General features: G+C 46.5%; 15 protein-coding genes. 6 read left to right on the forward strand and 9 right to left on the reverse strand.

The window, feature by feature from the left end:
* Positions 1 to 3: 3 nt before the first annotated feature.
* Genes B2337_RS00645 through gshB form a run of 3 tightly spaced genes read right to left on the reverse strand, consistent with a single transcriptional unit; the run spans position 4 to position 3,039 of the window.
* The gene (locus tag B2337_RS00645; protein WP_292360536.1) at positions 4 to 1,047 is read right to left on the reverse strand and encodes an energy transducer TonB; all 1,044 of its coding nucleotides are present in this window, start codon (positions 1,045 to 1,047) and stop codon (positions 4 to 6) included.
* Between the two features lie 4 nt (positions 1,048 to 1,051).
* Positions 1,052 to 2,098, reverse strand: a complete 1,047-nt coding sequence (locus tag B2337_RS00650) for an FAD:protein FMN transferase (protein ID WP_292360534.1) — start codon at positions 2,096 to 2,098, stop codon at positions 1,052 to 1,054.
* Positions 2,095 to 3,039, reverse strand: coding sequence for a glutathione synthase (gene gshB / locus B2337_RS00655; RefSeq protein WP_292360532.1), 945 nt, complete (start codon positions 3,037 to 3,039; stop codon positions 2,095 to 2,097). The genes B2337_RS00650 and gshB overlap by 4 nt, the downstream gene beginning before the upstream one ends.
* 178 nt (positions 3,040 to 3,217) lie before the next feature.
* Between gshB and glyQ the strand changes: the two genes are divergently transcribed.
* The 5 genes from glyQ to B2337_RS00680 are packed head-to-tail and all read left to right on the forward strand — an operon-like array spanning position 3,218 to position 9,597.
* Positions 3,218 to 4,153, forward strand: coding sequence for a glycine--tRNA ligase subunit alpha (gene glyQ / locus B2337_RS00660; protein WP_292360530.1), 936 nt, complete (start codon positions 3,218 to 3,220; stop codon positions 4,151 to 4,153).
* On the forward strand, positions 4,150 to 6,228 hold the full coding sequence (gene glyS, locus B2337_RS00665) for a glycine--tRNA ligase subunit beta (protein WP_292414917.1): 2,079 nt from the start codon (positions 4,150 to 4,152) through the stop codon (positions 6,226 to 6,228). Before glyQ ends, glyS begins: the two co-directional genes overlap by 4 nt.
* A 9-nt stretch (positions 6,229 to 6,237) precedes the next feature.
* Positions 6,238 to 6,777 (forward strand): D-glycero-beta-D-manno-heptose 1,7-bisphosphate 7-phosphatase, encoded by a 540-nt coding sequence (gene gmhB / locus B2337_RS00670; RefSeq protein ID WP_292360526.1) that lies wholly within the window; start codon positions 6,238 to 6,240, stop codon positions 6,775 to 6,777.
* Positions 6,777 to 7,529: a lysophospholipid acyltransferase family protein gene (locus B2337_RS00675; protein ID WP_292360524.1), complete on the forward strand. Its 753-nt coding sequence runs from the start codon at positions 6,777 to 6,779 to the stop codon at positions 7,527 to 7,529. The genes gmhB and B2337_RS00675 overlap by 1 nt, the downstream gene beginning before the upstream one ends.
* Entirely contained in the window at positions 7,516 to 9,597 is a 2,082-nt protein-coding gene (locus tag B2337_RS00680; RefSeq protein ID WP_292360522.1) for an EAL domain-containing protein, read from the forward strand. The genes B2337_RS00675 and B2337_RS00680 overlap by 14 nt, the downstream gene beginning before the upstream one ends.
* 65 nt (positions 9,598 to 9,662) lie before the next feature.
* On the opposite strand, the gene htpX is transcribed toward B2337_RS00680, so the two are convergent.
* The 5 genes from htpX to B2337_RS00705 are packed head-to-tail and all read right to left on the reverse strand — an operon-like array spanning position 9,663 to position 14,563.
* Positions 9,663 to 10,544 (reverse strand): protease HtpX, encoded by an 882-nt coding sequence (htpX, locus tag B2337_RS00685; RefSeq protein WP_292360520.1) that lies wholly within the window; start codon positions 10,542 to 10,544, stop codon positions 9,663 to 9,665.
* Between the two features lie 54 nt (positions 10,545 to 10,598).
* The gene (locus B2337_RS00690) at positions 10,599 to 11,708 is read right to left on the reverse strand and encodes an ATP-grasp domain-containing protein (protein ID WP_292360519.1); all 1,110 of its coding nucleotides are present in this window, start codon (positions 11,706 to 11,708) and stop codon (positions 10,599 to 10,601) included.
* A 23-nt stretch (positions 11,709 to 11,731) separates the two neighbouring features.
* Positions 11,732 to 12,637 carry an NAD(P)-dependent methylenetetrahydromethanopterin dehydrogenase gene (locus tag B2337_RS00695; RefSeq protein ID WP_292360517.1) on the reverse strand — a complete coding sequence of 302 codons (906 nt, stop codon included), beginning with the start codon at positions 12,635 to 12,637 and terminating at the stop codon, positions 11,732 to 11,734.
* A gap of 1 nt (position 12,638) precedes the next feature.
* A complete protein-coding gene (locus B2337_RS00700; protein WP_292414918.1) occupies positions 12,639 to 13,691 on the reverse strand; it encodes a beta-ribofuranosylaminobenzene 5'-phosphate synthase family protein in 1,053 nt (350 codons plus the stop codon).
* An 8-nt stretch (positions 13,692 to 13,699) separates the two neighbouring features.
* Positions 13,700 to 14,563, reverse strand: a complete 864-nt coding sequence (locus B2337_RS00705; protein WP_292360513.1) for an NAD(P)-dependent methylenetetrahydromethanopterin dehydrogenase — start codon at positions 14,561 to 14,563, stop codon at positions 13,700 to 13,702.
* A 216-nt stretch (positions 14,564 to 14,779) separates the two neighbouring features.
* Between B2337_RS00705 and B2337_RS00710 the strand changes: the two genes are divergently transcribed.
* Positions 14,780 to 15,139 (forward strand): hypothetical protein, encoded by a 360-nt coding sequence (locus tag B2337_RS00710; RefSeq protein ID WP_292360511.1) that lies wholly within the window; start codon positions 14,780 to 14,782, stop codon positions 15,137 to 15,139.
* A gap of 71 nt (positions 15,140 to 15,210) precedes the next feature.
* Here the strand turns inward: B2337_RS00710 and B2337_RS00715 are convergent, their stop codons facing one another.
* Positions 15,211 to 16,008, reverse strand: a complete 798-nt coding sequence (locus B2337_RS00715) for a quinoprotein dehydrogenase-associated SoxYZ-like carrier (protein WP_292414919.1) — start codon at positions 16,006 to 16,008, stop codon at positions 15,211 to 15,213.
* Positions 16,009 to 16,010 lie beyond the last annotated feature (2 nt).

Here is a 16,010-nt window from a genome sequence, read left to right on the forward strand (position 1 = left end):
TGCTTAACGGGCCGACATGCCGCGGGCGCTTTCAAATTTCCAGGTACGGATAATGGTTAACATATCACTGCCCTGTAGAACATCCTCAGGGATGGCAGCATAGGGCGCACCCAAGCGAACAATGCGCACCGCCGCATCATCCAGTACTTTATGCCCGGAAGAGCGTGACACGACAATTCCATCGGGAGGCACGCTGCCATCTGGTTTAATATCAACGGATAACATCAAGCTGCCGTTAACACCCTTATCTTTGGCTTCCTGAGGGTAATTCATATTGCCGATGCGCTCGACTTTCATTGCCCACGCCCGCATATAGGCCGCAGCAGAATATTCTTTAGTGGCTGCCGAAATGCGGCGTTTTTTCGGTGTTTCACTCAGGGCTTTGCTGTTATTGTTCAGTGTGTTTTGCAGCGAACCGATTTCGGTTCTTGCCCGCGCAATCAATTCTGCGCCGGAAACGGTTGGTTGGAGGGCTTCTGTTTCCTCCGGTGCATCGACAATATCATCCGTCTTAATTTCACTGGTTTCGACTTTACGCTCTGCGTTTTCAGCAGTGATTTTCTTACTGGCGGTTTCAGGCTCTGGTTTGGACTCAACTGGCTCGGCAGGTGGCTCAACCACAGGTGGTTCTGGGGCTGCCTCAACCACGGCAGGCAACTCTTCTGCTGTTGGGGTTTCATCCAGAACGGGTTCTGGAGTCACGGATTCAACCGGAACAGGATCCCGTTCTGTGATTGGAGCAGGCAAAGGTGCTATAGCTGCTGGAGGTTCTTCAGCAATGGGTACCGACATATCCGGTGTCGGTTCTGGCGATTTTTCTTCTGTTTCCCCGCCGCCTTCATTGGTGACTTGAGCTAAATAGCTGGGCTCTTCCGGAGCCTGCTCAGTTTGTTGTTTCACCAGGGTAATATCAAGTTGATTTACCGGGGCATTGGTTGGTGGAGACGTCACATTAAAGCTGATAGCAAACACCACTATCGCATGCAGAATGACCGACCCGATAAGGGTCAGAATCATACGATCAGTGGCGCTCGAAGTGCTAATCATTCACTTACTCTTGCGGGATTTCACGAATCACAGGGTCACGATCATGTCCGGTTAATCTGACACGCTTTTGCATCGAAGGACTCATTTCGACTTCGCCATCTTCAGTCACTAACATTACCATATCAATTCCCATTTCAGCAGCGATGGTTGGCCAGTCGCTGCCGGCAACAAAAATAGCGGTGGCCGCAGCGTCCGCCATTGAGGCATTTTCGTGAATAACGGTTGAAGACATGGCTTGATCAGCAGGATATCCGTTACGAGGATCCAGAATATGCGGGTAACGTTTACCTTCATAGGTGAAAAAGCGTTCGTAATCTCCGGAACTGAAAACACTTTCATCACCACTCACCGCTACAGAAGCCAATACCCGGTCATGCCTTGGATGTCGAATACCAATAATCCAGGGACGTTCACCATGCGACCCTATGGCGCGTAAATCGCCGCCGATATTGATGACGGCATTTTCGATGCCTTGCTGTTTTAATACAGCTATGGCGTTATCTACGGCATAACCTTTGGCAAAACCACCGAAGCCTAACCGGACATTGGTGTTGTTGCTGCTCAAAACACCATTTTCAATCACAATATCTTCCATCGTCGGACTGTCTGCAAGCCATGCATCAATATCCTTTTGTGATGGTGGTGGACGGGATTCAAACCAGTTATCCTGTTCGTAACCCCATAGCTGAAACAGATTGCCGGCTGCCGGGTTGAATAACTGACCACTTTCACCGGCCAGTTTCTGTGCAAGAAGGATAACTTTGGCCACGTTGTCATCGACTTCAATGGATTCCCCGGCAGTAATTGCTTCATTGATTTTGGTTAACACACTGGGTTGCCAGGCGTGCCACAGATCATTTACCTCTGAAAAAGACTGCTCAAGTGTGTCTATGGTTTTAGACGCTGTTTCTTCATCAACGCCATATAGACTGACGTCAATTTCGGTTCCAAACGCATAAAACTTGGCTTGTAACGCCCGATCGCTATCTCCACAAGCACTCAATAAAGCTAAACCAATTAATAATAAAAGGCTGTGTACAACAGTCTTCATAAATGGGCCTCAATACAATTCATTAAATCACCGGCAATATTCAGATTGAACTGCCGATCAAGCTCACGGATACAGGTCGGACTGGTGACATTAATTTCGGTAAGGTAATCACCAATCACATCCAAACCGACAAATAACAGGCCTTTTTCGCGTAATTTCGGTCCGACTTGCTGGCAAATCCAGTGGTCTCTTTCAGTCAGCGGGCGACCTTCTCCGCGACCACCTGCTGCCAGGTTTCCGCGGGTTTCTCCGGCTGCCGGGATGCGGGCCAGGGCATAGGGCACCGGCTCACCATTGATCAGCAAAATGCGTTTATCACCGTCTTTAATTGCTGGCAGGTATTGCTGCACCATCACCGATTTTTTACCTAACTCAGTCAATGTTTCAACAATCACCGAAAAATTCGGATCGTCCTGACTGACTTTAAAAATTGAAGCACCGCCCATGCCGTCAAGCGGTTTGATAATAATATCGCCGTGTTGTTGCTGAAACTCACGCATCAGTGATTTTTTGCGAGTGACCAGAGTGGGGGGGCAACATTGGGGGAACCAGGCGGTAAACAGTTTCTCATTGGCATCCCGAAGGCTTTGTGGTGGGTTGACTACCAATACACCTTCTGACTGGGCCTGTTCAAGCAGGTAAGTGCTATAGATATATTCCATGTCAAATGGCGGGTCCTTGCGCATCAGAATCGCGTCAAGTTCACTCAGCCGACGTGTTTTCGGCTCGCCTAATTGATACCAGTTTTCAGCATCATCATTGACCTGCAAATCCCGCATGCTGGCCATGACTTTGCCCTGGCTCAGATAAAGATCCTGTTGTTCCATATACTGGAGCTTCCAACCTTTGGCCTGAGCCGCCAGAAGCATCGCAAAACTGCTGTCTTTTTTGATATTGATGGCCGAAATGGGGTCCATCACGATGCCGATAAGTCGCGACATAATTATGCTCTTTAACGATTAATGGGTGGCTGCATTGTACCGTATCTGTTTCTTTGCGGTGACAGTCGCACATGTCAACTTGGCAAGGCCATCAATTCATTACCGAGTTGTCTCTACATGCCACTGCTTTATTCGCTATAATCAGTGCATTTTTAGTGATGTGAAGACAATTTTCTCAATGAGTGATTCTGCGGCAACTGTGGCGGCCACGCCAAAAACCTTTCAGGAACTGATCCTGCGCCTGCAACAATACTGGGCGGAACAAGGCTGTGTATTACTGCAGCCCTACGATATGGAAGTAGGTGCAGGCACATTCCATCCGGCAACCTTCTTACGCGCCATTGGCCCGGAGCCATGGAGTGCGGCTTATGTGCAGCCCTCGCGTCGTCCGACGGATGGCCGTTATGGCGATAATCCCAATCGCTTGCAGCACTATTATCAGTTTCAGGTACTGATCAAACCGTCACCATTAAATATTCAGGAACTGTATCTTGGATCGCTGAGAATGCTGGGGATTGATACCAGTATTCACGATATTCGCTTTGTGGAAGATAACTGGGAATCACCGACATTAGGGGCCTGGGGGCTGGGCTGGGAAGTCTGGTTAAACGGTATGGAAGTAACACAGTTCACCTACTTCCAGCAGGTTGGCGGTCTCGAATGTAAACCGGTCAGCGGGGAAATTACTTATGGCCTGGAACGTATCGCCATGTATCTGCAAGGTGTAGCCAGTGTCTATGATCTGGTCTGGGCTGACGGTCCGTTAGGTAAAGTGACTTATGGTGATGTGTTCCATCAAAACGAAGTCGAAATGTCGACCTACAACTTTGAACATGCCAATACCGAACATCTGTTTCAGCAGTTTGATACCTGTGAAAAAGAGAGTGAGAGAATGATTGCAGCGGGCTTGCCGTTACCTGCTTATGAAATGGTGTTGAAAGCGTCACATACCTTTAACTTGCTGGATGCGCGTAAAGCCATTTCGGTTACTGAAAGACAGCGCTTTATTTTGCGGGTCAGAACGTTGGCCAGAGCGGTCGCTCAGGCTTATTACGACAGACGTGAATCCTTGGGTTTTCCGATGTTAAGCAAACAGGATGAGGTGCAGTCATGAGTGATGTACGAGATTTCCTGTTGGAGCTGGGTACTGAAGAATTGCCGCCCAAAGCGCTTTCGACATTGAGTGATGCTTTATTGGAAGGCATCGAAAAAGGTTTGGCGGCAGCAGAACTGAGCTATTCGGCTTCGAAGGCCTATGCCAGTCCACGCCGTTTGGCACTCGTGATTACTGGACTGCAAACCCATCAGGCTGATCGTAATGTCGAAAAGCGTGGTCCTGCGGTCACCGCTGGTTTTGATGAAGATGGCAACCCGACTAAAGCCTTACAGGGTTTTGCCCGTTCCTGTGGCGTTGAGGTTGATGCACTGGAGACACTGGAAACTGATAAAGGAGCCTGGCTGGTCTATCGTGAAAAACAGTCTGGACAGGCGGCTACAGAATTACTGCCGGAAATTGTCAAACAGGCGTTGGCGGCATTGCCCATTCCCAAACGTATGCGCTGGGGAAGTCTGTCAGAAGAGTTCGTCAGGCCGGTGCATTGGCTTATATTGATGCTGGGTGATGAGATTATTCCTGCCAATCTGCTTGGTGTGCAATCCAATCAGTTGAGCTACGGCCACCGTTTTCATCATCCTCAGGCAATTCGCATCAGCAGCCCTCAGACTTATGCACCGCAATTGCTCAGCGAAGGCCATGTCATGGTGGATTTTAAAGAGCGTCGTGAAGCCATCCGGGGACAGGTCAGTGAACTGGCCACGCAACTGGGCGGTCAGGCCATCATTGATGACGAATTACTCGACGAAGTGACGGGGCTGGTGGAGTGGCCAGTTGCCTTATCCGGTAAATTTGACAAGCGTTTTCTGGAATTACCATCACAGGCATTGATTTCCTCAATGCAGGGCCATCAAAAATATTTTCCGGTAGAAGACGCTGCAGGTAAGTTACTGCCCTATTTTATTACCGTTTGTAATATTGAAAGCCGTGATCCTGCACAGGTCATTGCGGGTAATGAACGAGTAATTCTGCCTCGTTTAAGTGATGCGGCATTTTTCTGGGATACCGATCGGAAACGGCCATTAGCCGATCGTCAGGAGCAGCTCAAAACTATTGTATTCCAGAAACAATTGGGGACGGTGCATGACAAATCACAGCGTGTGGCAAAACTGGCCAGCTTTATTGCGGTAAACATTGGTGGCGATACTGCTTTGGCGGCGCGCGCAGCAATGCTGGCTAAATGCGATTTGGTCACTGAAATGGTTGGTGAATTTCCTGAGCTGCAAGGCATTATGGGCAGCTTTTATGCACGCCTGGATGGTGAGCAGGAAGAACTCGCAATGGCAATGGATGAACAGTATCTGCCTCGCTTCGCTGGCGATGTATTGCCACAAGGTAAAACTGGTCAGGCACTGAGCCTGGCTGAAAAAATCGATACCCTATGTGGTCTGTTTGGTATTGGTCAACCACCATCAGGTGCCAAGGACCCGTTTGCCTTACGTCGCGCTGCGCTTGGTGTATTGCGAATCATTATTGAAAATGATCTGGATCTGGATCTGGCCGAGCTGTTACAGCAGTCGGTACAAAGTTACGACCAACAACTGACTGAAACCGATATTGTTGAACCGGTGATGCAATACCTGTTTGACCGATTACGCGGCTATGCCGCGGATGCAGGACATCATGGTGATGTATTTGAAGCTGTGCTGGCTTTGCAACCGACACGCCCTTTAGACTTTATGCATCGAATGCGGGCTGTATCGGCATTTCGGGAAATGGAGCAGGCTGAAGCGCTGGCGGCGGGGAATAAACGGATTGATAATATTCTTCGCAAAAATGCGGCATATGAAGCTGATCTGCAATTGAATCCGGATTTGCTTGAAGAAACGGCAGAGCAGCAGCTGGCTGAAACGTTAAAACGTGTTTCTGCAGATGTTGGTCCGATGATGCAAAACGCGGATTACACCGGCGTATTACGTCGACTGGCTGACATGCGCGACAGTATTGATGCCTTTTTTGACGAAGTCATGGTTATGGCAGAAGATGAAGCTATTCGTCATAATCGTCTGGCGCTGTTAAATCAGACACGGGCATTGTTTTTGGGTGTGGCGGATATTTCCCGATTACAAAATTAGGATGCATATATGTCGCTGATAATTCTTGATCGTGATGGTGTGATAAACCATGATTCCGATGAGTTTATTAAATCACCGTCTGAATGGGAGCCTATAGAGGGCAGCCTGGAAGCCATTGCGAGACTGAATTATGCTGGTTATCGGGTGGTGATTATTACGAACCAGTCCGGTATCGCAAGAGGTTTACTGGATGTAGAAACACTAAACCGTATCCACAGCAAAATGCGGCGCATGCTGGCACAGGTTGGCGGACGCATTGAAGCCATTTTTTTCTGTCCGCATGGACCGGATGATAATTGTGATTGCCGTAAACCTAAAGATGCTGCATTTAAAGATCTGGCTCATCGCCTAAGGGTTAATCTGGGTCATGTGCCTGCTGTGGGTGACTCACTTCGCGATATCCAGGCAGCGCAGTCTGCTGGTGCCAAACCCATTCTGGTGCGTACCGGAAAAGGTGAAAAAACTGTTAAAAAAGGTATTCCGAAAGGGGTGCCGGTCTATGACAATCTGGCTGCAGTTGCCGACGCCTTATTGGAAGCCGATATTTGATGCAGACTTTCCGTTCGTTCATTTTTCTGATTATTTATGCGACAACTGCCATACTTTTTTCAGTGGTAGGGGTGTTAATCTGGCCATTACCTTTTAAACAACGCTACTGGGTAGTCAGCCGCTGGGCGGTGATGAATATATGGCTGCTGAAAATTATTTGTGGTCTTAAGCTGGAAGTTGAGGGGCGAGAAAACATACCGAATGAACCTTGTGTGGTTTTATGTAAACATCAATCCGCTTGGGAAACGCTGGCATTGCAGGCCGTATTTCCACCACAGGTCTGGGTGTTGAAACGCGAATTATTGTGGATTCCGTTTTTTGGTTGGGGACTTGCTTCATTACGCCCCATCGCCATTGATCGTAATGCCGGTCGTCAAGCTCTGAATCAGGTGATTGAGCAGGGTAAGGAACGGTTACAATCCGGTGCCATGGTGGTGGTATTTCCTGAGGGTACCCGTTTACCTCCCGGAACCATTGGGCGGTTTGGCATCGGGGGAGCACGTTTAGCCGTAGATGCTGGGGTTCCAGTGGTGCCGGTAGCCCATAATGCCGGTAGTTTTTGGGCAAAAAGCGGCTTTCTGAAACGGCCGGGCGTGATCCGGATGGTGATTGGCGCTAAGATTGATACTCAGGTTTTGTCGGCGACTGCCGTTAACCAGCAAGTGTATGACTGGATGGCATTAACCATGACCCAACTGGAAGGGAGTGCACCGGTGCAATTCAATAAAGGTGAACAGCGTGGCGAGAGCTGAAGGTATTTTACGGCTATTAATTGTTGATGACTCGCTGACCGAAGCTGATGCCATCATTAACGTCTTACGAAGTGCTGGACATGCGGTCCGCGCCGGGAGAGAAGATGAGTATGATGCACTGGAACAGTGTTTAAGTAATCAAAGCTGGGATCTGGTTATCTGCCGTGATGCGCTTCCATCACTGGCACCCATCGAAATAGTGAACTTAATCAAACATCTTGGCAAAGATCTCCCCTGCATTGTGATAACCGAAAATAAAGCGGCTGAAAAAGAGTTATTTCGAACGGGCGTTCAGGATGTCATTTTGAAAGATGATGTTGAGCGCCTGAAATTTGTTGCCGAACGGGAGCTGGATAACTTATTCATGCGGCGTCTGGGGCGACGAAATGAACGGGCTTTACGTGAAAGTGAAAAACGTTCACGTGCATTGCTGGAAAGTTCACGGGATGCTGTGGCCTATATGCATGAGGGCATGCACATATATGTCAACGGGGCTTATCTCAATCTGTTTGGCTATGAAGAACAGGAAGATATTGATGGTTTGCCCATTCTGGATTTGATTGATAGTGAAGATCATGCCAAATTCAAAATGGTATTCCGCCAATTCACCGAAAAAGTTGATGCAAGTCCGGCAATACTGACAGCCCAGTGTCTGAGAAATGATGGTTATGCGTTTGATGCGGATATCGAATTCAGTCATGCACAAGTGGAAGGAGAAGACTGCACTCAGGTCGTTGTTCGCGAACGTAGTGAAGACATTACTGAAGATGATGAGCAATTAAAACAATTACGTGATTTTGATTTACTCACTGGAGTATACAGCCGCACTCGTTTTGTCGACGAGCTTCAACACGCGGTTAATCAGGCTGCTGAAAATCAAAGTGATTCAGCATTGCTTTACCTGGTGTTAGATGATTTTCAGCAAATAAAAGAATTAGTAGGACTGACTAACAGTGACATAGTAATTAAAAGTGTTGGTGAACAGTTACAAAAAACTGCCCAGGAGGGTGAAAAGCTTGGCCGTTATGGTGACCAGATCTTTACGATTATTGTGCCGAGTGCTGATGAAAGTACGGTGAACCAACGTGCTGAAGCCTTTCTGAAAAGTGTTGATGAATTTGTATCCCATGCCAACGGTAAAATCATTGATTTACATTGCAGTATTGGTATCGCACGCGTCAGTGAAAATGTAGCTTCCGCGCAAACAGCATTGGAAAATGCAGACAAGGCCTGCACTCTGGCGCAACATGCCGGTGGTAATCAAACGGCCCGATTCGAAGAAAAAATCACCCAACCGGATAAAGAAGATCTTTCTGCCTGGCAGTCGATGTTACAAAATGCCTTACAGAAAGATTTATTCAGTATTCACTTTCAGCCAATTGTGGGGTTACATGGTCCTCAACAAGAACTGTATGAAGTTTTGTTAAGACTACAAGACGGTGAAAAAACCTTACTTGCTGAACAGTTTATTCAGTATGCCGTTGATCTGCAGATGATGACGGAAATTGATAAATGGGTGATACGTACGGCCCTTAAAAAGCTTTCTGAGCACCGTAAAACATATCCGAAAACGCGGTTTTTTATTAAACTTTCTGAACAAACATTACATGATAAAGATTATGTAGACTGGTTATCGGTCAGCTTGTCAGCACACAATTTAACTGGTCAGGCTTTGATATTTGAAATCAGTGAAACAGCCGCGTTGGATAATATCGAAGACACAAAAAATACAATTGCCAAACTTAAGGCCATTGGCTGTGAATTTGGATTAGAACATTTTGGATCAGGTATTGGGTTTTCGCATAGTTTGAGTGTTCTGGATGTGGACTACCTGAAGATCAACGGTAATTTTGTTGAGAATATGGCGCATGATACTGAAAATCAGGCCGCTATTAAATCGATAATTGATATGGCAAAACAGGCTGGAAAACCCTGCATTGCCGAGTTTGTATCCGATGCTGTGAGCCTGGCTCTACTGTGGCGTCTGGGGGTGGATTACGCTCAGGGATTTTATATTCATAAACCTTCAGATAAGCTGGATTACAACTTTGAAGACGAAGATCTTTAGATTGAGAGATTAATGAACGGATAAAGGCCGGCTGTATTAAATGCAGCCGGCCTTTTTTTACAGGGTTAGATTCGGCCTGTACGCAAAGCTTCAATGCGTTTTTCAAGCGGAGGATGGGTCATAAATAAGGCGCTGATGCCACCACGACCACCGGAGATTCCCATTGCATGCAGTTGATCTGGTAGAGGTTGCTCAGAGGTTTTTGCAAGCCGCTGCAAGGCAGCAATCATTTTTCCTGAACCGACTAAACGGGCTGCACCGGCATCGGCGCGAAATTCCCTTTGGCGACTAAACCACATCACAATAATGCTGGCCAGAATACCCAGAACCAATTCGGCGATGATCGAGGTGATCCAGAAAGCCGGACCATGACCACGTTCCGTTTTAAATACTGTACGGTCAATCAGATGACCAATAATCCGTGATAGAAAGATAACGAATGTATTTACCACACCTTGAATTAATGCCATCGTCACCATGTCTCCATTGGCAACGTGGCTCACTTCATGCGCTAAAACCGCCTCAACTTCATCTTGTGTCATCGATTGCATCAGCCCAGTGCTTACCGCGACCAGGGCGTTGTTACGATTCATTCCGGTGGCAAAGGCGTTCGGTTGAGAGGATTGATAAATGGCCACTTCAGGCGAGCCTATTCCCGCTTGTTGAGCCTGGCGCTTTACAGTTTCAACCAGCCATTTTTCCGTTGGATTTTTAGGTGAAGTGATCACTTCTGCACCGGTCAGGCGTTTTGCTGTCCATTTGGATATAGCTAATGAAATTAATGAACCACTGAAGCCAATAACCGCAGCAAAAATCAGCAATGAAGTCATATTCAGGTCAGAGCCCTGTTCATCCAGCAGACTCTCAATACCCAATAACCGCATGGTTATACTTAAAACCGCCAGTACGGCAATATTGGTGGCGAGAAACAACATGATTCGTTTCATTTAACATTCCCTCAGGTTAACTTGCTTTTAATATGGGTAAGCCGAAGCCTGTTTTCAAGCTGCCGAAGATAAATTTTCAATCAATTTATTTGCAAACTGATGACCATCATTCAGCTCTGTTTTGTCCTGAGTTAGCAGTAAAGTGCAAATGATGCCTCCTGCTTGGATATAACTTCCATCAGCAGGCAGATCATAACAATAGTCAGGCCAGTTAAAGTCAGCCGGGATCGTAATGTTCTCTGGTGCAAAACAAAACCATAAGATTCGCTTTTTTGGCGGAAGTTCAGCATGAATTTCCGGCATAACACCCTTGGAACTCATCAGCTGCCAATCGATTAAAGGAGCGTCGCCTGGTAATAACTGACAAGAAGAAGTTGGACGTGGATTGATTTCCAGCAGAAATATTTCACCGGAGGGACTGATCTGAAAATCCAACGACATCAAACCTGATAATCCGAGTCGCAGTGTCAGTTGTTGTAGGATTTGCTTAAGAAACTGTTGTTGTTTTGAATCAAGTTGTAAGCCGCTGGTAATCGCTTGCAGGCAAAAATCATCCTTGCGGGTATCACGACTGTATTGCTGGTTGAACAGTAACAACTGACAATCAATACCGTTAGCCAGAAATACAACAGAAGCACTGATACCTTCAATGTACTGCTGATAATATATGTTCAATCGTCCAGCAGCCGATCCGGCATCGACAATATGGGTTCCACCCCAGGCCGCGGCAGATTTGGCTAACCATTTACCTTTAAAGCTCTGGTTGTTATCAAATACTGTTGGCGGATGAGGGAAAGAGAGTTGATCAAGTAAGGCTATCCAATTTACCGGTTCACAAAGTTGACTGAAACTGTTTATTGAAATACCGGCAAATTTGATATGAGAGGGTAATTGGGACAGTAGCGGATAGAAGCGTTCGATGCCTGTACCGCAAATTAATGAACAAGCCTGACCATCACTTAATGTCATAATGGTTTGCCGCCACTCATCGTTAAGTATTTTGTCGAGGGGAGGGAGCTTGAGATATTTATCAGCGACCCGAAGAGTATCAGTGTCTGCATAGCAGTCAGCAACACGGACGATGTAACCTTCCCGTGAAGCTGATTGCGCCAGCATTCTTCCACTTTGAGCGAGAATTAACAGGAGTTTTGGATGATCAGCCATGTCCTGTTTGATGACAATTGTATTCAGACCAGTTTACGGGCACCTTCAAAGGCATTACGGAAATCCAGATAAACAGGCACATCACTTTCCAGTGTTTCTCTGAGCAAGGCCTGTTGCAGTTTATATTTCACGTTGCCTACAGCCAGCGCACCGATGCCAACAGCATCAGGGCATTGTGGGGCAAACTTTAGCGGTTCACCGTTATGCATCAGCTCAACACCTTCAATACCTAAGGGTGAAACGGCATTCACATCGCCAGCGACTTTGAGCTTTTTGGCATCGCCAAGTACAGAAGCATTCAAAACCTGTACGCCGGCTTTTGCTGTACAGAAAACCACATCGGCATCACTTAACAGACGGGCCTTATCCGCATCAGATGCCGCAGTCGTTGCTCTTAAATTAACGCCATAACGTTTACGCGCTTCGTCAGAAAATTGTAAGGCAGTATCTAATGAAAAATGATCAACAATGGTTGTTTCAGCACCTTGCAGTGCCGCAATAACGGCTGTAGCCAGCCCCACCGGACCTGTACCACCAAATACGACTGCCTTGCAGCCTTTATAATCTTGATCGAAATGTTTCTTCAATTCGCGTTCGACGCAGGCAACCAGCGCTGCTGCTGTCGTAAATGCACCGCTGGGATCAGCAAATACCGGAATTTCAAAAGGAGGAACCATGGCTGACTTCGCGGCATCCAACATATCCATTGCCAGGCCTATATCCCTGCCACCGATAAACATGCCCGTTTTTTTTACGCCAGCCGGACCACGGGAAAAAATAGCGTCTTGAGTCAAACCGGCAACTTCATTCAATTCAACATTATTGTAAGGCATCAGAATATCGTAACCGGCATCCAATGCCATATTGATATCAAACGGACTGTTTTGTTTCATTGGGTTAATCATATGAATGATGGAACGTTTGGACATGTTAATCCCTCACTGTTTTATTAAAATGTAAAGTCTGGTTATCGATTGTAATGTCAGCACCCTGATTTACACCAGCAGCACTCAGTAATTCAATATCCTGCAACGGTAGATTAGAGTCAATCATGCCCCGTAGTCTGGCTATCAGGAGATCTGCCTGAGTTTGGCTCTCAGTAAATATACAAGCTGTTGGGCCCCATGAACTTTGTGCCATGCCGGTAAACCCCATTGCTTTTGCATGTTGTAATAACGTTGCTATTGGTTTGCTGGTGTATTGGCCACCTTGTGCCGGGGCAAAATGTTGTCCTATTAATGCCTGAATCTCAGTAACTGCGCTACCGAACAACTCAATATCCTGCTCAATTAACGCAGGTAATAGCTGCATTAAGGTCAGATGGCAAATGTGTTGACTATGGTTCAAAGGAAATTTTGGAAGCGTCCGGAATGCCTGGATTTCTGTCTGACCATGAATTCCCTGATGATTTTTATCCATTAGCATCACCAGCCGCCATTGAGATGGGAAGGCTTGCTGAAATAATCGGGCAGGAGTCAGTGAATTAGCCCCTAAACCAGCATCAACAACAAATCCGCCACTATCAAAAGTACTGATACCAATGCCTGAGCGTTTTCCCCGGTCCAGTGCCTGAGCAATTTTTGGCGTTGGGATATCGAGCTGATGGTAAGTTGCCAGTAACCGACCGATGACCAGCGCGAGTTGAGTTCCCGACCCCAGGCCGGCATGTTCTGGAATCAGGGAGTGAACCGTGACACTTGTTCGTCTTGAACTGGTCGGGATATGTGTTCCCAAAGAGAGATAAAACTGATTTATCAAATTCGAGATCTTGTGCTGGACTGAATCAGAAATCGAGATGCCCGCTGGTTGCTGGCTATCTGTGTCACTCAGGCTTAGCCTGGTGTGGTGGCTGTTTACTGCTAAGCCAATGCTGCCAAAATGGCGGCCTAAGCCACCATTCAGGTCCAGAAATCCAAGGTGGAGTCTTGCCGGCGCCTGTACGTTAATTGTTTTTAATCGGACAGGTGATACCGGTTGTTGCATTCTTATCACTAAGCGTTATCAATTTTGCAGGCAATATCGTAAATAGTGGTTTCATCCAGAAATAAATCATTGCTGTCAAACAGGGAGGCTACCGCACCACGATGCACTTTCATTTTGAAATTGCCAATGGCGATCGCACCGTAGAAACGCACACCTTGTTTTTCCGTGCCGTTATCCATCACTTCCATGCCTTCAACACCCAGTGGCGGTACCGCATTCACGTCAGCAATGACTTCCAGGGTTTTGCTGGCAGACCAGGTGATTTCAGGCACGATACAAACACCCGCTGGCCCTGCTGCTATAGCGACATGGGCATCTTTGAGTAAGGCTGCAACTGCTTCGTCGCTACGTGTTTCACCTGGGATGACGTCAACGCCATAAGCCTTTTTCATATGATCAACTGTCGACTTGCTGCGAGCCATACTACGGCAGGTTAGTACTACTTTAGCGGCGCCTTCTTTTAATAAATACAGTGCAGTACGTTGACCAACGGGGCCTGCACCCATAATCACGACATTTTTGCCCGTGATGTCATAGTTTGTCATCACTTTACGGGCAATGGCTGCGGCAGTTGTATTAGAGCCATTTGGATCCTGCATTACCGAGACACGAACAGGGCCGAAGAATGCTTTTTTTACGGCTTCTCCTACCAGTTCACTGGCTGCTACATTGGACCCACCTATGAATATTGCGCTGTTTTTAAGGTTTTTTCCGCCACGCGTAAAAATCATACCATGCACATGGGCGGTGACATTATCACGGGTTGCTCCACCATGAGCGATAATGTTGTCGACCCCGGAATCATAGGCAACGGCTTGGTCAAAAGTGCTTGCAACGGCATCTGTATCGAGATGAAGCAGTATTTTTTTCATTATGTTCTCCTGCGATGCGCATGGTTTTACGCGGATAAATAAACTCTGAATTTTACCCTAAGTTGCTTGACTGAGGAAATTTAACTGCCTGGGGCATTCATTAAAAATGCTTGAATGGTAACCTGCTTAAGTGGCAATATCCTTTTTTTCTGCAGGAACTTGTCTTGCAAGTTCTGAGTCATAGCGGAACCATAATTAAAATATTTGGAGTAGAGAATGAAGAAAAGCAGTCTGACAGTCCTTTTTGCCAGCATCACCATGTTAAGTGCCACTGCTATGGCAGATGACAAAATGGATTTTTCAACAGTCACCAAAGTGCAATACGTTAACGATTGCATGCAGGCTAATACAAAATTAAATATATATGAAGGTGTGCACAAATGTTCATGTGTGGTTGATAAGCTTGATGAAGCATTTACTCAGACTGATTTCGAAGACATCAGTACAGCTTATATGTATCGCAATATGCCAGCAGATAAAGGCGCACAGTTTCGTGATCATAAAGAATTAAAAGGCGGCATAAAACAATACGAAGAAGTCTCTTCATCAGCCTATAAAGAATGCCGTATTCAGTAATTTCTGGTATACATTTTTATTCAAAAAAAAAGGCCGTTAAACGGCCTTTTTTATTTCGGCTCTAATCTGAGTCAAATCTGTTTATCCATGCTGTAAGTCATGTCTTTACTGTCATTAACCATTGCTTTTAATACACCGTGTTTTAGCGGAGTGAAGTTAAAGCGAACGCTTGGATCTTCGCTGATAGATATACCAGCCTCAAGTTTAATCAAATTTTCGTCTGCAAAATTTATGATGATTTCTTTCACATAGTGTGGCGGGATATAGCCGCGAGTCTTTTGATCAAACTGTAAGCCGCTATTGTTCGGATGACTTACAACAACCTGTGCTTGAGTGGTTTCACCAATATTGGCATCACGCATACGAATCTGCATTTTGCCAAGACGAGCCATAGCGGCTTCCATATCCTTGCCCGCTGGTGCACTGCAACCGCCGGAAGCTTTCACATAACGTGAAACCATATGCAGGGAACCGTCATTCATCTCTGCGATGGCACGCATATCAGTGTATTGATCAATCCTCACGCGAGTGGCTATGTCAATTTCACCAAGCGATGGTGACAGGTGAAAATTGGCCGAATACGGCATGGGGTTTTTATCAATGATGATATGGATATTCTTAATATATCTTTCACTGGTTTGTGGTTGGAGTGACTTGACGCTGATTGGAACTATTGCCGCATCCTCGGCTCGTGTCGGTGCTTCAAGAACCAACAGGTCGTCCGCATTCTCACGAATTTCACGATCCCCAAAATAGGTTTGTTTTAGTCCTGCCCAGATATCTTCATCAGCCGTGGCTGAATGAGCTGTAAAGCTATGACTGATGAGCATGATGAACATGCCCAGAAAAATTGAATTTCGCCCCATCATTT

Origin of the sequence: Methylophaga sp. UBA3192 (genome assembly GCA_002363955.1) — a bacterium.
GTDB lineage: Bacteria > Pseudomonadota > Gammaproteobacteria > Nitrosococcales > Methylophagaceae > Methylophaga.